Origin of the sequence: Streptomyces sp. NPDC048584 (assembly GCF_043199595.1) — a bacterium.
Lineage (GTDB): Bacteria > Actinomycetota > Actinomycetes > Streptomycetales > Streptomycetaceae > Streptomyces > Streptomyces edwardsiae.
The window spans coordinates 227,542-244,798 of sequence record NZ_JBICWF010000013.1; the positions used below are offsets into that span (position 1 = coordinate 227,542).

The 17,257-nt window shown below is 72.8% G+C and carries 18 protein-coding genes and 2 pseudogenes; 7 read left to right on the forward strand and 13 right to left on the reverse strand.

Translation table 11 applies throughout. The annotated features are described in order from the left end of the window. Positions 1-55: 55 nt before the first annotated feature. The gene (locus ACGFR9_RS27150; RefSeq protein WP_393213083.1) at positions 56-1,501 is read right to left on the reverse strand and encodes a dihydrolipoyl dehydrogenase family protein; all 1,446 of its coding nucleotides are present in this window, start codon (positions 1,499-1,501) and stop codon (positions 56-58) included. Positions 1,502-1,620: 119 nt separating this feature from the next. On the opposite strand from ACGFR9_RS27150, the gene trxA reads away from it, so the two are divergent. Further along, entirely contained in the window at positions 1,621-2,004 is a 384-nt protein-coding gene (gene trxA, locus ACGFR9_RS27155) for a thioredoxin (protein WP_393213086.1), read from the forward strand. Positions 2,005-2,097: 93 nt separating this feature from the next. Here trxA and ACGFR9_RS27160 read toward each other — a convergent pair whose 3' ends face one another. Together ACGFR9_RS27160 and ACGFR9_RS27165 are read right to left on the reverse strand one after the other, a co-directional pair. Further along, positions 2,098-3,135, reverse strand: coding sequence for a LacI family DNA-binding transcriptional regulator (locus ACGFR9_RS27160; RefSeq protein ID WP_393213089.1), 1,038 nt, complete (start codon positions 3,133-3,135; stop codon positions 2,098-2,100). A gap of 61 nt (positions 3,136-3,196) precedes the next feature. Further along, complete coding sequence (locus ACGFR9_RS27165) at positions 3,197-3,859, reverse strand: TetR/AcrR family transcriptional regulator (RefSeq protein WP_393213091.1); 663 nt, start codon at positions 3,857-3,859, stop codon at positions 3,197-3,199. Positions 3,860-3,979: 120 nt separating this feature from the next. On the opposite strand from ACGFR9_RS27165, the gene ACGFR9_RS27170 reads away from it, so the two are divergent. After that, positions 3,980-4,534 carry an NADPH-dependent FMN reductase gene (locus ACGFR9_RS27170; RefSeq protein WP_393213094.1) on the forward strand — a complete coding sequence of 185 codons (555 nt, stop codon included), beginning with the start codon at positions 3,980-3,982 and terminating at the stop codon, positions 4,532-4,534. A gap of 166 nt (positions 4,535-4,700) precedes the next feature. Here the strand turns inward: ACGFR9_RS27170 and ACGFR9_RS27175 are convergent, their stop codons facing one another. The 4 genes from ACGFR9_RS27175 to ACGFR9_RS27190 are packed head-to-tail and all read right to left on the reverse strand — an operon-like array spanning position 4,701 to position 9,508. Next, the gene (locus ACGFR9_RS27175) at positions 4,701-5,837 is read right to left on the reverse strand and encodes an XdhC family protein (protein WP_393213097.1); all 1,137 of its coding nucleotides are present in this window, start codon (positions 5,835-5,837) and stop codon (positions 4,701-4,703) included. Then, complete coding sequence (locus tag ACGFR9_RS27180; RefSeq protein WP_393213100.1) at positions 5,830-7,965, reverse strand: xanthine dehydrogenase family protein molybdopterin-binding subunit; 2,136 nt, start codon at positions 7,963-7,965, stop codon at positions 5,830-5,832. The genes ACGFR9_RS27175 and ACGFR9_RS27180 overlap by 8 nt, the downstream gene beginning before the upstream one ends. Then, positions 7,962-8,954: an FAD binding domain-containing protein gene (locus ACGFR9_RS27185; protein WP_393213102.1), complete on the reverse strand. Its 993-nt coding sequence runs from the start codon at positions 8,952-8,954 to the stop codon at positions 7,962-7,964. Before ACGFR9_RS27185 ends, ACGFR9_RS27180 begins: the two co-directional genes overlap by 4 nt. Next, positions 8,951-9,508 carry a (2Fe-2S)-binding protein gene (locus ACGFR9_RS27190; protein WP_393213142.1) on the reverse strand — a complete coding sequence of 186 codons (558 nt, stop codon included), beginning with the start codon at positions 9,506-9,508 and terminating at the stop codon, positions 8,951-8,953. Before ACGFR9_RS27190 ends, ACGFR9_RS27185 begins: the two co-directional genes overlap by 4 nt. A gap of 323 nt (positions 9,509-9,831) precedes the next feature. On the opposite strand from ACGFR9_RS27190, the gene ACGFR9_RS27195 reads away from it, so the two are divergent. Next, the gene (locus ACGFR9_RS27195; protein WP_393213145.1) at positions 9,832-10,404 is read left to right on the forward strand and encodes a TetR/AcrR family transcriptional regulator; all 573 of its coding nucleotides are present in this window, start codon (positions 9,832-9,834) and stop codon (positions 10,402-10,404) included. A 119-nt stretch (positions 10,405-10,523) separates the two neighbouring features. On the opposite strand, the gene ACGFR9_RS27200 is transcribed toward ACGFR9_RS27195, so the two are convergent. Continuing rightward, positions 10,524-11,429: a LysR family transcriptional regulator gene (locus ACGFR9_RS27200; protein WP_393213105.1), complete on the reverse strand. Its 906-nt coding sequence runs from the start codon at positions 11,427-11,429 to the stop codon at positions 10,524-10,526. Between the two features lie 126 nt (positions 11,430-11,555). On the opposite strand from ACGFR9_RS27200, the gene ACGFR9_RS27205 reads away from it, so the two are divergent. Further along, positions 11,556-11,774 carry a hypothetical protein gene (locus tag ACGFR9_RS27205; protein WP_393213108.1) on the forward strand — a complete coding sequence of 73 codons (219 nt, stop codon included), beginning with the start codon at positions 11,556-11,558 and terminating at the stop codon, positions 11,772-11,774. A 28-nt stretch (positions 11,775-11,802) separates the two neighbouring features. Here the strand turns inward: ACGFR9_RS27205 and ACGFR9_RS27210 are convergent, their stop codons facing one another. Beyond that, a complete protein-coding gene (locus ACGFR9_RS27210; protein WP_393213111.1) occupies positions 11,803-12,444 on the reverse strand; it encodes a phosphoribosyltransferase in 642 nt (213 codons plus the stop codon). A 67-nt stretch (positions 12,445-12,511) separates the two neighbouring features. On the opposite strand from ACGFR9_RS27210, the gene ACGFR9_RS27215 reads away from it, so the two are divergent. After that, entirely contained in the window at positions 12,512-12,946 is a 435-nt protein-coding gene (locus tag ACGFR9_RS27215) for an archease (protein WP_393213114.1), read from the forward strand. Between the two features lie 132 nt (positions 12,947-13,078). On the opposite strand, the gene ACGFR9_RS27220 is transcribed toward ACGFR9_RS27215, so the two are convergent. The 3 genes from ACGFR9_RS27220 to ACGFR9_RS27230 all read right to left on the reverse strand — a co-directional run bounded on the left by ACGFR9_RS27220 (position 13,079) and on the right by ACGFR9_RS27230 (position 14,968). Continuing rightward, positions 13,079-13,507 (reverse strand): VOC family protein, encoded by a 429-nt coding sequence (locus ACGFR9_RS27220; RefSeq protein WP_393213117.1) that lies wholly within the window; start codon positions 13,505-13,507, stop codon positions 13,079-13,081. 94 nt (positions 13,508-13,601) lie between these two features. Beyond that, positions 13,602-14,393, reverse strand: coding sequence for a nucleotidyltransferase domain-containing protein (locus tag ACGFR9_RS27225; protein ID WP_393213120.1), 792 nt, complete (start codon positions 14,391-14,393; stop codon positions 13,602-13,604). A 38-nt stretch (positions 14,394-14,431) separates the two neighbouring features. Next, on the reverse strand, positions 14,432-14,968 hold the full coding sequence (locus ACGFR9_RS27230; RefSeq protein WP_393213122.1) for a cysteine hydrolase family protein: 537 nt from the start codon (positions 14,966-14,968) through the stop codon (positions 14,432-14,434). Between the two features lie 223 nt (positions 14,969-15,191). Here ACGFR9_RS27230 and ACGFR9_RS27235 point away from each other — a divergent pair. Together ACGFR9_RS27235 and ACGFR9_RS27240 are read left to right on the forward strand one after the other, a co-directional pair. After that, positions 15,192-16,091: pseudogene (locus ACGFR9_RS27235) on the forward strand (discoidin domain-containing protein); the annotation flags it as partial. A 91-nt stretch (positions 16,092-16,182) separates the two neighbouring features. Then, complete coding sequence (locus tag ACGFR9_RS27240; protein WP_393213125.1) at positions 16,183-16,629, forward strand: type II toxin-antitoxin system PemK/MazF family toxin; 447 nt, start codon at positions 16,183-16,185, stop codon at positions 16,627-16,629. 2 nt (positions 16,630-16,631) lie between these two features. Here the strand turns inward: ACGFR9_RS27240 and ACGFR9_RS27245 are convergent. Further along, positions 16,632-16,736 (reverse strand): annotated as a pseudogene (locus ACGFR9_RS27245) (TIGR02452 family protein); the annotation flags it as partial. Positions 16,737-17,257: the final 521 nt, after the last annotated feature.

Sequence of the window (17,257 nt, forward strand, 5' to 3'; positions counted from 1 at the left end):
CGGGGCTCCGCCCCGGACCCCGCTCCTCAAACGCCGGCGGGGCTCAGATGGGTACTCACGCGTCCCTGTATGCCTCCAGCAGGCGGAGCCAGACTTCGCTGATCGTCGGGTAGGACGGGACCGCGTGCCACAGGCGGGCGACCGGGACCTGGGCGGTGACGGCGATCGTCGCGGCGTGGATGAGTTCGCCGACGCCGGGACCCACGAGAGTGAGGCCGCGGATCGTTTCGTTCTCCAGGTCGACGATCATGCGGGCCCGGCCCTTGTAGCCGTCGGCGTACAGGGACGCGCCCGCCACCGAGGACAGGTCGACATCCACCGCGCGGACTCGGTGGCCCGCCTGTTCCGCCTCGGCCAGGGAGAGGCCGACGGAGGCCGCCTCCGGGTCGGTGAAGACGACCTGGGGGACGGCGGCGTGGTCGGCGGTGGCGGCGTGCGCGCCCCAGTCCTCCGTCCGCACGGGCCCCCCGGCGGCCCGGGTGACGATGGCGGCGCCCGCGATACGGGCCTGGTACTTGCCCTGGTGGGTGAGGAGCGCACGGTGGTTGACGTCGCCGACGGCGTACAGCCAGTCCTGGCCGGTGACCCGGAGGCTGTCGTCCACGGACAGCCAGGAGCCGGGTTCCAGGCCGATCGTCTCCAGGCCGATGCCGGCGGTGCGCGGGACCCGGCCGGTGGCGAAGAGGATCTCGTCCGCCTCGATCCGCTCACCGCCGTCGGTGACGACCAGCAAGGTGCCGTTCTCCCTGGTCACGGACTCCACGGAGGTACCGGTGCGGATCTGCGCGCCCGCCTCGGTGAGGGCCTCGGCGACCAGTTCCCCGGCGAACGGCTCCATGCGGTTGAGGAGGCTCTTGCCGCGGACGAGGACGGTGACCTGTGAGCCGAGCGCTTGCCAGGCGCAGGCCATCTCCGTGGCGACGACACCGCCGCCGACCACGACCAGGCGGCCGGGCACGGTCTGGGCGCTGGTGGCCTCCCTGCTGGTCCAGGGCCGGACGTCGGCCAGTCCGGGCAGGTCGGGCAGCCGGGCGTCGCTGCCGGTGCAGATGGCGACGGCGTGCCGGGCCGTGAGGACCCGGCTGCCCCCGTCGGCGTCCGTGACCGTGACGGTACGCGGGCCGGTGAGCCGTCCGTGGCCGCGGTACAGGTCGGCTCCGGTGCCCTCCAGCCACTGGACCTGGCCGTCGTCCTTCCAGTCGGAGGTGAAGGAGTTCCGGCGGGCGAGGACGGCGGCGGCGTCCAGGGGCCCCTGGACGGACTCGCTCAGACCGGGGAGACGCCGGGCGTCGGCCTGGGCGAGGACAGGGCGCAGCAGGGCCTTGCTGGGCATGCACGCCCAGTACGAGCACTCGCCGCCGACCAGTTCGCTCTCCACGACCGCGGTGCTGAGCCCGGCGGCGCGGGTGCGGTCCGCGACGTTCTCGCCCACGGGCCCGGCGCCGAGGACCACGACGTCGTAGGCGGTTGCTTCCAGTTTCGTCGATCGCGTTTCCGTCATGGCGTCAGTCTGATGGGTGGTGTGCTCTGTGGCCACATGGGTAGGGGGCGCGGAATACGTGACCGGCCGGCCGTGTTGTGCCGACGGCTCGACCCGACATCAGGAAGAGGGAACACGCGATGAGCAGCACCGTGGAGCTCACCAAGGAGAACTTCGACCAGACGGTCACGGACAACGAGTTCGTACTGATCGACTTCTGGGCGGCCTGGTGCGGTCCGTGCCGCCAGTTCGCGCCGGTGTACGAGAAGGCGGCGGAGGAGAACCCGGATCTGGTGTTCGGCAAGGTGGACACCGAGGCGCAGCCGGAGCTGGCGGCGGCGTTCGGTATCCAGTCGATTCCCACGCTGATGATCGTGCGGGATCAGGTCGCCGTGTTCGCCCAGCCGGGTGCGTTGCCCGCTGCCGCGTTGACGGATGTCATCGGGCAGGCGCGGAAGCTGGACATGGATGACGTCCGGAAGCAGATTGCCGCGCAGCAGGCGGAGGGCGCCGGCGGGGCGTGAGGTAGCCGGAGGGCTTCCTCCAGGGTCTTCGCCCCCGGACTCCCGCTCCTCAAACGCCGGAGGGGCTGATGAGCAGCCCCTCGCCCCTACAGGTCAGCTCGACTCCCGGCGGATCACCGAGGCTCCCAGGACCTTGTGGGACTCGGGGGCCGCTGCCGGGTCGCGTACCGCCCGGTCCACCAGTTCGGCGAGTTCTCGGCCGGGCGGGAGCTCCAGGTGGACCGTGGTCAGGCGGGGGCGCAGGAGGCGGCCCAGCATGAGATTGTCGGCGCCGATCACGGCGGTGTCCTCGGGGATGCGGATGCCCGCGTCCTGGAGCGCGCGCATCAGCAGCATCGCGTACTCGTCGTTGTACGTGAACACGGCGTCGAGGCCGAGATCGGGCCAGCGGGCGGCCAGCCGCGCGGCGGCGCCCTCGTCATGGGCGAGGGGCAGCTCGGTGACGGTGGCGTCCGTGCCGCGCAGGGCGGCGCGCACCCCGGCCAGGCGGGGCGCGGAGAACGCCTCGAGGCCGGGTTCCCGGGGGACGATCACGCCGATCCGGCGACTGCCCCGGTCGAAGAGGTGGGCGCCCGCGCTGTGGCCGACGACGTCGTGGTCCATGAGCAGGGCGTGCGCGCCCTCGACGGGCTCGGGGCCGAGCGTGACGACGGCCCGCGCCCCGGAGCGTTTGAGCACCTCGACCCCGCGCGGGCCGAGTCCGGACCCGGGGACCAGGACCGCGACGGGCCGCAGCTCCGCCCAGGCGAGGGCCGCCTCGTCGTCGTGCAGGCCGACGGTGCCGTACTGCACGACCGTGTAGTCGAGGCGGGCGAGGGAGCTCTGGAGATCGTTGATGAACTGGCTGTAGAGCGGCCCGACGGGGAAGGCGGGCGCGGGCATCAGGACCGTACGGCTGTGGCCCGCGCGCAGGCTGCGGGCGGCCGCGTGCGGCACATAGCCGAGTTCCCTCGCGGCCTCGCGGACCCGGCGACGGGTGGGCTCGCTGATCCGGACGGCACCGGCGTTGTTCAGGACGTAGGAGACGGTCGCGCGCGAGACGCCGGCCAGGCGGGCCACATCGGCGCTCGTGGGTACGGAGCGCGTCGGTGCGGGGGACGCGGGCGCGGGCGTGTTCGGTATCTGCACCATGACGTACGGCATCCTTGCAGAAGCCGTAACGGGACGTTCAGGCGGGGGAGTTGATACCCCGTCAGCGGACGGGCGCCGGGCCCGTCACCCGGTCCACCAGATCCAGCCAGGCGGCCTCCAGCCGCTCCAGTGGCATACCGCACTGACGTATCAAGTGGTGGATCAGGGCGGGGTCGAGCTGGGCCATCAGCGGGTGGGCGAGGACATCGCAGTCCGCGTCCGGGACCGCCTCGCGCAGCAGCAGGGTCACGTGGTGGCGCAGGACGCGGCGGGGCGGGCTGGTGAAGCGGCGGCCTGCCTCCGGTTCGGCCGCCAGCTGCAGTTCCAGCTCGTCGGCGGTACGGCGGAGCATCGCGAGGCCGAAGGCGCGCAGCCGCTCGGCCGGAGGCGCTCCCGGGCCGAGCGGCGGGGGGCCGGAGAGGAAGGCGGCCTGGAACTTCTTCTCGGAGTGGTCGAGCAGGGCCGTCAGCAGGCCGGTGCGGTCGCCGAAGCGGCGGAACACCGTCCCCTTGCCGACGCGGGCGGCCGCCGCGACCTCCTCCATGGTGACGCCGTCCGGCCCGCGCTCTGCCACGAGCAGTGCGGCGGCCTCCAGCAGCCTGGCCCGGTTGCGTGCTGCGTCGGCGCGCAGACAGGGCTCGTCGGGGTCCGTACCGAGCTGCGGCAACTCCAGCGGCTGTACGGGGTCCTGGGGTGCCGGTGCGGGCGGCGGCGCGGCGGACATGAACCCAGCGTAAAGCATCGGGAAGAAACTGGACCGCGGTCCGGTTGAAGTGCTACAACCGAGAAGCGGACCCCGGTCCGGATTGTTTCGGCAGTATTTCAGCCCCCCTGGAGATTCGTCATGTCTGTTCGCATCCTCGCCCTCGTCGGCAGCCTTCGCGCCGGCTCGCACAACCGTCAGCTCGCCGAGGCCGCGGTGAAGCTCGCTCCCGAGGGCGCCGATGTCGCGCTCTACGAGGGGCTCTCGGAGATCCCCTTCTACAACGAGGACATCGACGTCGAGGGCGGCGTCCCGGCCGCCGCGGCCAAGCTGCGCGAAGCGGCCGCGGGCGCGGACGCGCTGCTGCTGTTCACGCCGGAGTACAACGGCACGATGCCGGCGGTGCTGAAGAACGCCATCGACTGGCTGTCCCGTCCCTTCGGCGCCGGCGCGATCAGCGGCAAGCCGGTCGTCGTGATCGGTACCGCGTTCGGCCAGTACGGCGGTGTCTGGGCGCACGACGACGCGCGCAAGTCCGTGGGGATCGCGGGTGGCAGGGTGATCGAGGACATCAAGCTGTCGATTCCGGGGTCGGTGACGCGGTTCGCGGAGACGCACCCGGCGGACGACGACGAGGTCGCCGCCCAGCTGACCGAGGTCATCACCCGCCTCGCCGGCGAGCCGGCCGCGGCCTGATTCCTCTTGCCCCCGGGAGCGCCGCCCCCGGACCCCCGCTCCTCGAACGCCGGAGGGGCTGCATTCAGCCCCTCCGGCGTTCGAGGAGGAGGCCCGCAGGGCCGACGGGGGTCCGGGGCGCAGCCCCAGGTCGGGAAGGGAAAGGGCGGCGGGGGCGAGAACCGGCTCACGCAGCCGCGGAGGCGGCCTGCCCCTCCCGGTGGATCGGCGTCCCGACGCCTGTCAGCGGCACCCCCGTACCGCCCCGCCGCCCCGCGACGATCTCCGCCGCGATCGAGATCGCCGTCTCCTCCGGCGTCCGGGCACCGAGGTCGAGGCCGATCGGGGAGCGGAGACGGGCCAGCGCCCGCTCCCCCACCCCCGCCTCCCGCAACCGCCGCTCCCGATCCGCATGGGTCCGCCGAGACCCCATCGCCCCGACGAACGCCACCGGCAGCCCCAGCGCCACCTTCAGCAACGGCACATCGAACTTCGCGTCGTGCGTGAGAACGCACAGCACGGTCCGCGTGTCCGTCTCCGTGCTCCGCAGATAGCGGTGCGGCCAGTCGACGACGATCTCGTCGGCCTCCGCGAAGCGCGCCGCGGTCGCGAACACGGGCCGCGCGTCGCACACGGTGACGTGATAGCCGAGGAACTTCCCCACCCGCACCAGCGCCGCGGCGAAGTCGATCGCACCGAAGACGATCATCCGCGGCGGCGGCACCGAGGTCTGTACGAACAGGGTCAGCCCGCCGGGGCAGTACGAGCCGTCCTCCGCGACGGCGACGGAACCCGTGCGGCCCGCGTCCAGCAGTGCCCCGGCCTCCGCCGCCGCCGTCCGGTCCAGCTCGACGGCGCCGCCGAGGCCACCCTCGTACGAGCCGTCCGGGTGGACGAGGAGCACGCCGCCGAGGAGTTCCGGCGGGCCTTCGACGACCCGGGCCAGCGCGCCCGGCGCGCCCCGCAGGACCGCCGACAGCGCGGACGACAGCACCTGCCGCACGGGCGCCCGCCCGCCGACCGGCGTCACCATGATGTCGATGATCCCTCCGCAGGTCAGGCCTACGGCGAAGGCGTCCTCGTCGCTGTAGCCGAACCGCTCGACACGGGTCTCGCCGTCCTCGAGGGCCTGGGCGCACAGTTCGTACACCGCGCCCTCCACGCAGCCGCCGGAGACCGAGCCGATCGCCGTGCCGTCGCGGTCGACGGCCAGGGCGGCGCCGGGGTCGCGCGGGGCGCTGCCGCCCACGGACACCACCGTGGCGACGGCAAACTCCCGGCCCTCGGTCAGCCAGCGGTGCAGTTCGCCGGCGATGTCAAACACGTACACCTCCTGCCGCCCGCAGCACCCGGTCGGGCCGGATGGGCAGGTTCCGGTGGCGTACCCCGGTCGCGTGCCAGACCGCGTTGGCGACGGCCGCGGCGGCGCCCACGATGCCGACCTCGCCGATGCCCTTGATGCCGACCGGGTCCTCGGGATCGGGGTCGTCGACCCAGTCGGCCTCGACCGCGGGTACGTCGGCGTGGCCGGCGACGTGGTAGCCCGCGAGGTCGGGGCCGTAGAGGCTGCCGGAGGCGCGGTCGCGGACCGCCTCCTCGTGCAGGGCCATCGAGATGCCCCAGGTCATGCCGCCCACCAGCTGGCCTCGCGCGGTGAGCGGGTTGACGATCCGGCCCGCCGCGAAGATGCCGAGCATGCGGCGCACCCGCACCTCGCCGGTGGTGACGTCCACGGCGACCTCGGCGAACTGCGCACCGAAGGAGTGCCGTTCCTTCTGTGCGAGGGCGCCGAGGGCGGCGGTGGTGTCGGAGCGCACGGTGATGCCCTCCGGCGGAATGGTGCCTCCCGGGACGAGCCGGTCGCGCAGTTCCCGTGCGGCGGCCGTGATCGCCCAGGCCCAGGAGCGTGTGCCCATGGAGCCGCCGGCTATCCCCGCCGGGCCGAAGTCGCTGTCGCCGATCCGCACCCGGACCCGGTCGGTGGCCACCCCGAGGGCGTCGGCGGCGACCAGGGTGAGTGCCGTACGGGCCCCGGTGCCGATGTCGGCGGCGGCGATCCGCACGGTGTGGGTGCCGTCCGCCTCCGCGGTGACCGAGGCCGTCGACGGGAGGGCGCCGGCGGGGAAGGAGGCCGCGGCCGTGCCGGTGCCGAGCAGCCAGCGGCCTTCGCGACGTGTGCCGGGACGCGGATCGCGGCCGGCCCAGCCGAAGCGCCGGGCTCCCTCGCGGAAGCAGGCGGCGAGGTTGCGGCCGGCGAAGGGCAGCCCGGAGACGGGGCCGCGCTCGGGATCGTTGCGCAGCCGCAGTTCGATCGGATCGATGCCGCACCGCTCGGCCAGTTCGTCGAGCGCCGCCTCGAGCGCGAACGACCCGGGCGCCTCACCGGGACCGCGCATCCACGTCGGCGAGGGCACGTCGAGGCGCACGACCTCGTTCGAGGTGCGGTGCGCGTCGGCGTCGTACATCACCCGTGCCACACCGGCGCTCGGCTCGACGAACTCCCACACCGTGGACGTCTGGTTGACCGAGCGGTGGTCCAGGGCGCGCAGCCTGCCGTCGGCGCCGGCGCCGAGCCGTACCCGCTGGGCGGTGGGGCTGCGGTAGCCGGTGAGGGAGAACATCTGGCGGCGCGTCAGCACCACGCGGACCGGGCGCTGCAGGATGGTCGCGGCCATCACGGCGGACACCTGGTGGGCACGTACGCCCTTGCTGCCGAAGCCGCCGCCGATGTGCTCGGAGCGGACCCGCACCGCGGCCGGGTCCAGGGAGAACATCCGGGTGAGTTCGTCGGCGACCCAGGTGGTGCCCTGGTTGGAGTCGACGACCTCGAGCCGGCCGCCGTCCCACAGGGCGGTCGCCGCGTGCGGCTCCATCATGGCGTGGTGCTCTTCGGGGGTGGTGTACTCCTCGTCCACCACATGGGCGGAGGCGGCGAGTTCGGCCTCGATGTCGCCCTTCTCCGTCACGCCGGGCATATGTCCGTTCACCGGGTGGGCGTCCGGTCGGCCGGCGGTGAGCTCGATGTCGTGCGGCTCCCGCTCGTAGGTCACGACGAGCGCCTCGGCGGCCTCCCGTGCCTGCTCGGGCGTCTCGGCGACGACGAGCGCGACGGGCCAGCCGGCGTGCGGGACACGGTCGTTCTGGAAGACGGCGGCCGTAGGGTCGGGCGGGACGCCCAGCATGCCGATGTAGTCGGTGTCGAGGCGGGGGGCGTTCCCGTGGTGCAGCACGGTGACGACGCCCGGCATGGCGAGCACGGGGCCGGTCTCGACGGACACGATCCGGCCGCGGGCCACGGTGGACAACGCCAGCCAGCCATGGGCGAGTTCGGCGAAGGGGATCTCGCCGGCGTAGCGCGCGGCGCCGGTCACCTTGGCGCGGCCCTCGACGCGGGTGTGGGCGGTGCCGACGGCTCCCGTGATCGGGGTGACGCCGGTCGTGGCGGTGGTCATCGGGCGGTCTCCTCGGCGAGTTCGGACAGCACGGCCACCACGAGGTTGCGCATCAGGGTGACCTTGTATCCGTTGTCGGGCAGCGGCCTGGCGGCCGCGAGTTCGGCGTCCGCCGCCGCGGCGAAGTACTCGGCGGTGGCCGGGGCGCCGTTCAGGACGCGTTCGGCGGCGTGGGCCCGCCAGGGCCGGGACGCGACCGCGCCGAAGGCGAGCCGGGACTGGCGGACCACTCCGCCGTCGATGTCGAGGGCGGCGGCGACGGAGCCGATCGCGAAGGCGTACGAGGCGCGTTCGCGGACCTTGCGGTAGCGGGAGCGGGCGGCGACCGGCGCGGGCGGCAGGGTGATGTGCGTGATGAGGGCGCCGGGCGGCAGGGCGGTCTCCCGGTGCGGGGTCTCGCCCACCGGCAGGTAGAAGTCGGCCAGCGGCAACTGGCCCGGTCCGTCGGCGGTCTGGTACGCGACGACGGCGTCGAAGGCGGTCAGTGCCACGCCCATGTCGGAGGGGTGGACGGCGACGCAGTGGTCGGAGGCACCCAGGATGGCGTGATTGTGGTGTTCGCCCTCGAGGGCGGGGCAACCGCTGCCGGGGGCGCGCTTGTTGCAGGGCTTGGTCACATCGGTGAAGTAGCCGCAGCGGGTGCGCTGGAGCAGATTGCCGCCGACGGTGGCCATGTTGCGCAGCTGCCCGGAGGCGCCGGCGAGCACGGCCTGGGCGAGGGCGGGGTAGTCGCTGCGGATCCCGGGGTGCGCGGCGAGGTCGCTGTTGGTGACGGTGGCGCCGATGCGCAGTCCGCCGTCGTCGGCCGGTTCGATCCGGTCCAGCGGGAGGGTGCGGACGTCGATGAGGCGGGCGGGGCGTTCGACGCCGTTCTTCATCAGGTCGACGAGGTTGGTGCCGCCGCCGAGGTAGCGGGCGTCGGGGTCGGCGTCGAGCAGCGCCACCGCGCCCAGGACGTCGTCCGCGCGCCGGTAGTCGAACTCCCTCATGCCGCGGTCTCCTCGGTCTCGGTGCGGTTCTCCTCGGCCGCGCGGGCGACGGCCTGGACGATCTGTACGTACGCGCTGCAGCGGCACAGGTTGCCGCTCATGCGTTCCCTGATCTCCTCGGGGGTCAGGGGAGGCGGTCCCGCCTCTGGGCGCACGTCCTCGGTGACGGCGCTGGGCCAGCCCGCGGCGTGCTCCTCAATGACGGCGATGGCGGAGCAGATCTGGCCGGGGGTGCAGTAGCCGCACTGGAAGCCGTCGAGGTCGAGGAAGGCCTGCTGCACCGGGTGCAGCCGGTCCCCGTCGGCCAGGCCCTCCACGGTGGTGATCTCGCGTTCGTCGGACGCGACGGCGAGTTGCAGACAGGACACGGTGCGGCGGCCGTCGACCAGGACCGTGCAGGCGCCGCACTGTCCGTGGTCGCAGCCCTTCTTGGTGCCGGTCAGATCGAGGCGCTCGCGCAGGGCGTCGAGCAGGGTGGTGCGGTGGTCGACGGACAGCGTGTGCTTCTCGCCGTTGATGTTCAGGGTGACGCTGCTGGACGTCGAGAGGGCCATGAGCAGCCTTCTTTCACGGATCTGGAAGGCGGACGAGTCGATGACGCGGGCGGTGGGCTGTACGGATCGGGGGGTGTTCGGGACCATGTGGCGGAGGGGGACGGGCCGGGAAACGCCGGTCATGACGGGCATGCGCCACCGGCCGTCCCGCGCGTCCGTGTCCGCCGATACGATGGACCCGAAGCGGACAGCTGTCCGTTCCCTCGAAAACGTAGTGGACAGCTGTCCGGTTAGCAAGGACGGGTTTCGGTCATGATCCGGGAGGAGGACGAGTGGGGCACGAGAAGGACGTACCGCCCTGCCCGCGGACAGGGCGAACACCCCTGGGCACGGCGCCGCCCCTGCGCTCGGACGCACAGCGCAACCGCGAGCGCATCCTGGAGGTGGCCCTCGTCGAACTCACGCGCTCGGCGGACACCCCACTGAGCGTGATCGCCAAGAAGGCGGGCGTCGGACAGGGCACCTTCTACCGGAACTTCCCCAGCCGTGAGGCCCTCGTCCTGGAGATCTACCGGCACGAGATGCAGCAGGTGGCGGACAGCGCGGCGCAGTTGCTGAGCGGGCGGGAGCCCGCATGCGCGCTGCGCGAGTGGATGGACGGGCTGGCCCGGTTCGCCATGACCAAGGCCGGCCTGGCGGACGCCATCCGGCAGGCCACCAGCGCACCGGGGAGCCCGGCGAAGCCGGGACACAGTCCGGTGACCGAGGCGGCGGAACTGCTGCTGCGCAGTTGCGAGAAGGCCGGATCCATCCGCCCCGGCGTGACGGCGGACGACCTCGTCCTCGCGATCGGCGGCCTCTGGCAGCTCGACCCGGCCGACGACTGGCAGCCCCGCGCCACCCGGCTCCTGGACCTGATCATGGACGGCCTGCGCACGGGGGCACCGGGGCGCTAGGGGCTGTCCGGCGGATCATGCGGAGACGCGGGGCGGCGACGGGGCGCCGCTGCCCGGAACCGGCCTGATCCGGACGACGCCCCGTCCTGGCCGCGCGGCCGGCTGGCGTTCTTGTGTGCTCAGGCGACCGCCGTCGCGGCCAGTTCGCGCAGTTCGCGCAGGGCCGCCGTCACCGCCGGGCGGGTGCGGCCGACGCCGCGGGTGCAGGTCAGCAGGGCGCGGCGCGGGTTGCCGGCGCAGCGCACGCGGGTGATCGGCAGGTCCGCGACGAGGCGGGCGAGACGCGGGATCAGGGCGACGCCGAGGCCGTGGGCGACGAGCTGGGCGGTGACGTTCCAGTCGCAGGCGTGGTGGACGACGTCCGGGGAGAAGCCGGCCGCGCCGCACGCGGCCAGCACATGCGGCCGGCAGGGACTGTCCGGCACCGGCACGATCCACGGCTCGCGCGCCGCCTCGGCGAGGTCGATCCGCTCGAGCCCGGCCAGCGGATGTCCCGCCGGGACCACCAGGTCGAACGGGTCCTCCAGCAAAGGCTGTTGATCGAACCGGGTGTCGCTCAGCGGCGGGTTGGCCGGGGTGGACTCCACGACGGCCAGATCGACGGCCCCTTCGAAGAGCAGGTCGAAGCTCCGCGTCACCTCCGCCTCGGCGATCCGCACCGACAGCCGCGGATGACGCTTCTTCAGCCGGGCGGCCATGGGCGCCAGCAGCACCGAGATGGCCACCGGGAACCCTGTGACTCGCAACACCCCGGCCGGCGCGCCGTGGTCGGCCCGCAGATCCCGCTCGGCCTGGTCCCAGCGCGCCTGGATCGCGTCGGCGTGTGCCAGCAGACTCTCGGCGGCCGGGGTGAGCCGTACGCCACGCCCCTGCGGTTCCAGCAGGTCGACGTCCAGATCACGGGCGAGCTGACGGATCTGCTGGGAGGCGGCGGACGGGGTGAAGTGCAGCGCGCGGGCGGCCGCGGTGACCGTGCCGTAGTGGGCGACCGCCCTGAGGACATGCAGCCGGCGCAGATCAATCATGAAGTCCACGCTTAACGGTTACGTGCACAAAGTCAACCTGGACGTGAACGGAGGGGACGGAGCACCCTTTCCGTGTCGCGACAATCGTCAGTGCACCCATGTGATCGAGGATCTCGAGGAGTCACCATGATCAGCACGACCGGCACCGTCTGCCCGTACTGCGGGTGGCCGGACGACGCCGAGCCGTTCCATATGGTCTCCCGGCACGGCACCGCGACCGGCAGCACGGTGTGGACCCGCTGCGGCTGCGGCTCCCTCCAGGTCCGTGCCGTCGACAACGGCGGCGCCCGCATCGTCTCCCGCAGCAGGCCCGCGGACGTACCGTGGAGCCCGGCCGGCCAGTGACCGGACCGTACGGCCACTCTGTCGGGCACTAGACCTTCCGCAGCGCGTCCAGTACGTCCTCGTCGGTCAGCTGGTCGAATTCCTCGTACCACTGGCCGACGGCCATGAACGCGGCCGGTTCGTGCAGGCACAGCACCTCGTCGGCCTCGGACCGCATCAGCGTGACCCCCTCCGCCGAGCCGACCGGCACGGCCAGGACGAGATGCCCGGGGTCCCGGGCCCTCAGAGCGCGCAGTGCGGCGCGGGCGGTGGAGCCGGTCGCCAGTCCGTCGTCGACGACGACCACGGTCCGTCCGGCCAGTTCGGGCGCGGGCCGGCCCCGGCGGTAGCGCTCCTCGCGGCGGCGCAGCTCGGCACGCTCGCGGGCGACGACGGGCGCGAGGTCGGCCTCGCTCAGCCCCAGCCGCAGCAGGGCGTCCTCGTCGTACAGCGGAATACCGTCGCCGGCCATCGCGCCGACGCCGAACTCCTCGTGGAACGGGGCGCCGATCTTCCGTACGACGAGTACGTCGAGCGGGGCGTCCAGCGCGCGGGCGACCTCGAAGGCCACGGCGGCACCGCCGCGGGGCAGGGCCAGCACGACGGGGTCGGGCAGGGCGCCCTCGTCCTGCCGCTCCCGCAGCCGTGCGGCGAGTTCACGGCCGGCCTGCCGGCGGTCACGGAACCGCATGGCACCCGTGTACCCGGCTGTCCGCTCCCCGAAGCATGGGTTCACGAGGGTCGGGCAGGCGACTTCCATGGTCGGTGACACGAGCTACTACGAGAGCGGGCACCGGGCGGTCGCGCAGGAGGACGAGTTCCGGATCGAGGCGTGGGCCACGAGCCGGGAGAACTGTCTGGCGGAGGCGGTGGCGGCGATGGTGGAGTGCTTCGCCGACGTATCCGGGGTACGGCCGACCTGCGTGGGCCGCGTCCGGCTGGCCGAGCCGAGTGACGAGGACCTGTTGGCCGCGCTCCTGGACGAGATCCTCTGCCGGCTGGAGGAGGACGGCCAGATCCCGGTCGACATGGAGGCGAACGAGACGGAGGACGGTCTGGACATCCGCCTGGCGCTGGCCACCGTCACGGACGTACGCCTCACCGCAAGCCCTCCGACGGACGTGGCGTGGGAGGACCTGCGCATACGCCCGGGGCCGTACGGCTGGTCGTGCGCGATCACGGTCGACAGCTGAACCGGACGCACCGTCCGCACCACACAGCCCCTCCGGCGCTTCAGGAGCGGGTCCCCGGGGGCGGAATCCCCGGGGCCGGGAACGGGAAGGGGCGGCGGGGGCGGACCCATGGGGCCCACCCCCCACTCCCCGCTACACGGCCCCGGGAACCTCCTCGATCACCCCGTTCAACGGCGACGCGGGATCCGCCCCGTACGCGACGGTGATCACCTCGAGACCATGACCGGCCGGATCGATGAAGTACACACCGCGTCCACCGTCGTTGCGGTTGATACGGCGGGGGTGCTTGCCATGCGGATCGGCCTGGATGGGAACCCCGGCGGCCACGAGCCGGCCGAGAATCGCGTCGAACTCGTCCTCGGAGACGAGGAACGCGTAGTGCTGCATCAGGATGTCGATGTCGACGGTCGCGAAGTCCAGGGTGACGCCGTTGGCGGTCGTCACCGGCAGGAACATCCCGGCCGGCTCCCCGAGCTCCAGGTCCAGGATCTCGGCGAAGAAACGGGCGGACTTCTCCCGGTCACGGGAAAGAACGATGGTGTGGTTGAACTCGACTGACACGGTGCAATGCCTCCACGGGCATTCGCGGCGCCTCCATGCCTCACCCAGCCGGTGACCGACACGCGATGCCGCGCAGCAGAGCCTAGCCCGTCCCCTACGCCCCCTGACAAGGCCCGGCGGCCTCATCGACCCTCCCGTCGACCCACGCCAGGAACTCCCGCACGTCCCCCGCCGGCAGGGTGAGCGCGCGCTCACGGGGCAGCTCGAAGCTGCGCAGCGCACTGAGGACCAACGGCCGGAACCGAGCCTCCGAAGCAGCGACGACCTCACCCGCCCGACGCTTGGCGACCCACCGCCCGGTACGGCACCACACCACGGACCGGCACCCGTTGAGCACCCGGTTGTCCCCCACGTGCCCGTCCCCCTCGGCATGCTCCCGCACCGAGGCCCGGAGCGCGGCAAGCACGTCGCCCCGCCCCGGCGCCGCGACGACGTCCCGCACCGGCGCACCGAACAGCGGAAGGCCGGCCTGCCAGGCGACCGACCGGTCGAGGACGTACCAGAACGCGGACGCCTCCTCGGCGTCGTGACTCACCCGCTCGGGCAGCGAAGGCCCGGTGTTGAGATCCAGGAGGTACCCCGCCCGCCCCGAAGGACGCCCGACGGCATCGGCGGGATACACGACCAGTTCCAGCCCGGCCGCGGGACAGGCGAGCCCGGGATGGGCCAGCACCCCGGCCAGTTCGGACAGCGCCCGCCCGGGAAGCGACCGGTCCACCACCACGGTGACGTCGATGTCGCTGCGCCCGTGCCGGTAGTCGCCGAGGGCGAGGGATCCGACGGCGAACACGCTCACAAGCCGCGGCCCGCAGACAGCGCGCGTCCGCCGCACCAGCTCCTCCGCATAGGCGCGGACCTCACGGGGCAGACCGGGAGCGCGGCTCATGGCACCAGTGTCGCCCGCCGCGGACGGGGCACCGCGGCTCAGCTCCACAACTCGTCGCTGTCGCACACATGCGCACCCATGTTGCGTTCCATCATCCGCAGGGCCGCGTCCGCCAGATCGGCGTGGATGTGGGCCACGGCGTCTCGCGGGACGACCACGTCGAGGTGGCGGATGTGCGCGTCGAGCGATGAGTAGAGGACGCACTGCTCCGTGACCTGCCCGCACAGCACGAGCCGGTCGATGCCCTGCTGGTTGAGCAGATAGCCGAGCGGGGTCTCGAAGAAGACGGAGTGCCGGGCCTTGACGACGAAGAGCGAGGAGTCGTCCGGCAGCAGCGGCTCCACCAGGTGCGCGTACGGCCCCGACAGCGCCTTGTCGAGCAGTTCGCCGTGGTGGGAGCGCCACTCGCCGAAGTTGTCGTTGACGTAGATCACCGGGACGCCCTGCCGCCGTGCCCGCTTCAGCAGGGCGGAGACGACGGGGACGACCGTCTCGGCGGACGGGATGAGACGGCCGGCGTCCGCATGGTCGTAGGTGTTGATCATGTCGATGACGATCAGCGCGGTCCTGCCCATGTCCGACGGGTTCCACCCGCAAAGGCGAATCAGACATGTTTGCTCGCGTGTACGCCCATGACATCGCCCGTCCTCCGCGGCCGCCCGGCCACCAACGCCACAGCTCTTGACAGAAGGCATCCCGCGTCACAGCCTTTGGCAACGTTGTCATTCCGTTCGGCACCAGGGGTGGGCGAGGCCGTCACGGGCTCGTTCCGCTGCTTTCTGATGGGACTTCACGCTCATGGAAGAAAAGTCGGACCCGTCGCGTCTTCTGTCGCGGCGGTCTGTCGTCACCTCGGGGTCCACGCTGCCGGCCGGTTTCGGTCTCGGCTCGCTGCTCCCGGTGTCCAGCGCCCGGGCCGCCGTCGCCGAGACCCCGGCCGAGCCGTCCGCCCCCGGTGAGCTCGCCCTGTACCGGCCGGTCACCGGGTCCTCCACGGACTACGCGCCCACCCCGGCCTCGTTCCCGGTCGACCGGCCGGCCTCGCCCGGCGTCGGGGGCAGCGGCTGGCGGGCGGGGTCCGGCGATCCGCAGTGGATCACGGTGGACCTGCAGGCCGTCTGCGAGGTCGACTGGATCCGGCTGACCTTCGAGGCCGACGCGGGCGACCCGGTGTTCACCCCGCCCACCTCCGGCAACCCGCACAGCGGTACGACGGGCAAGGAGATCCAGTCGAGCTACTCGCTCGAGTTCGTCGTCGAGACCAGCACGGACCACACCCGGTGGACGGACATCTACCGCACCGCCGCCGGAACCGGTGGCGTGGTGAACATCCAGCTTCCCCGCAAGGTGGCGGCCCGCTGGGTGCGGATGACGTCCCGCCGCCGCTCCGGCCCGCTGCCCCTCGACGTCAACGGTTTCGAGGTGTACGGCACCGCCAGGGGCCACCGCCCCTCGGCCACCGGGTGGACGGACTGGGGCACCCGTCACGGCGACGCGCCCAAGCTGAGGCAGGCCGAGGACGGCACGGTACCGCTGGAGTCCGGCCGGCGGCTGACGATGGACGACTGGGCCGGGGACGACGGTCCGGGCCTGCCGAGAACGTCCGTGGACACCAGTGGCTGGCTGCCCGCCACCGTGCCCGGCACGGTCCTCGCCTCGCTCGTCGACCAGGGCAAGCTGCCCGACCCCGTGTCGGGCCCGTGCGGCGCCGACGAGGGCAATCCGCCGGCCGGACCGGGGCCGGGAGGGGCTCGAACATGTGGTCGCCCGCGTGCCGTACGGTACGCGGGTGACCGCTTTCGACACTGACAACGCCCCGGGCCGGTACGGTCCTTCCGCCACCGTCGAGGCCGCGCCCCGCGAGGTGGGCCGGGTGCACACCGAGTACGCGCCCGCGCACGACGGCGACCCCGATCCGGGAGAGATCGTCTGGACCTGGGTCCCCTATGAGGAGAACGACGGCCGGGGCAAGGACCGTCCCGTGCTCGTGGTCGCACGGGAGGCGGGCGGCACGGTTCTCGCCGTCATGCTGTCCAGCAAGGCGCACAACGGGGACCGGGAGTGGGTGCCGATCGGCAGCGGGCCGTGGGACCGGTCGGGCCGCGACTCGTGGGTCGGCGTGGACCGGGTGCTGCGACTGCACGAGGAGGGCATGCGCCGGGAGGCGTGCGCGCTGGACCGGATGCGGTTCAACTCCGTGCGTCAGCGGCTGCGGGAGCGGTACGGCTGGACCTGATCCCCGCAGCCCCGGGCTCCCGGCACCAGTCGCCGGTAGCCGTGCGCGGCCGCGGTCTCCAGGACCCGCTCCGCGCGGACGGTCAGGGCGCGGGGCATCTCCGCCGCGCCCGTGCACGCGCGTACCCTCCCGAGCCGCCTCGGACCGGGCCGCGACGGACCACCTCGTGACCGCCGGGTGCCCGGTAGGTGCCCGCCGCCACGATCCGCTCGGTCTCCCGGGCGACACCACGCGGGCGCGCGCTCACGGCGACACCCCCGTAGCCGCCGTGAGCACGCGCCCCGTGATCTCCCTCGTGGTGCTCATGCACGCATCCTGAGCGATGCTGGTGACGCGGCGCAACGGAGTTTCCGCCTCCGGGGAGGCCCGGGAAACGGGCGGGAAAACCGCCCGGGAACAGGCCGGACGAAGGGATTACCGACCCGGAACGCCCCTCCAGGCACCCTTGTGCCGGGCGACGCGAGGGTTTTGGCTGGACGAGTTGGTGCCGGGCCGGGCCGAGGTGGCTCCGGGCCGGCGACATGGTGGAATCTCAGGAGGATCCCGACTATGTCCGATTCGGCAGGCGGCTGTATCGAGCCGCGTACCGCTGTGACAGAAGCCGAGGTGGAGGCCCTGGTCCGGGGTA

Coding starts and splice junctions, on each gene's coding strand:
- ACGFR9_RS27150 (WP_393213083.1), bottom strand. CDS start 1,501: ATGACGGAAACGCGATCGACGAAACTGGAAGCAACCGCCTACGACGTC.
- trxA (WP_393213086.1), top strand. CDS start 1,621: ATGAGCAGCACCGTGGAGCTCACCAAGGAGAACTTCGACCAGACGGTC.
- ACGFR9_RS27160 (WP_393213089.1), bottom strand. CDS start 3,135: ATGGTGCAGATACCGAACACGCCCGCGCCCGCGTCCCCCGCACCGACG.
- ACGFR9_RS27165 (WP_393213091.1), bottom strand. CDS start 3,859: ATGTCCGCCGCGCCGCCGCCCGCACCGGCACCCCAGGACCCCGTACAG.
- ACGFR9_RS27170 (WP_393213094.1), top strand. CDS start 3,980: ATGTCTGTTCGCATCCTCGCCCTCGTCGGCAGCCTTCGCGCCGGCTCG.
- ACGFR9_RS27180 (WP_393213100.1), bottom strand. CDS start 7,965: ATGACCACCGCCACGACCGGCGTCACCCCGATCACGGGAGCCGTCGGC.
- ACGFR9_RS27185 (WP_393213102.1), bottom strand. CDS start 8,954: ATGAGGGAGTTCGACTACCGGCGCGCGGACGACGTCCTGGGCGCGGTG.
- ACGFR9_RS27190 (WP_393213142.1), bottom strand. CDS start 9,508: ATGGCCCTCTCGACGTCCAGCAGCGTCACCCTGAACATCAACGGCGAG.
- ACGFR9_RS27200 (WP_393213105.1), bottom strand. CDS start 11,429: ATGATTGATCTGCGCCGGCTGCATGTCCTCAGGGCGGTCGCCCACTAC.
- ACGFR9_RS27205 (WP_393213108.1), top strand. CDS start 11,556: ATGATCAGCACGACCGGCACCGTCTGCCCGTACTGCGGGTGGCCGGAC.
- ACGFR9_RS27210 (WP_393213111.1), bottom strand. CDS start 12,444: ATGCGGTTCCGTGACCGCCGGCAGGCCGGCCGTGAACTCGCCGCACGG.
- ACGFR9_RS27215 (WP_393213114.1), top strand. CDS start 12,512: ATGGTCGGTGACACGAGCTACTACGAGAGCGGGCACCGGGCGGTCGCG.
- ACGFR9_RS27225 (WP_393213120.1), bottom strand. CDS start 14,393: ATGAGCCGCGCTCCCGGTCTGCCCCGTGAGGTCCGCGCCTATGCGGAG.
- ACGFR9_RS27230 (WP_393213122.1), bottom strand. CDS start 14,968: ATGGGCAGGACCGCGCTGATCGTCATCGACATGATCAACACCTACGAC.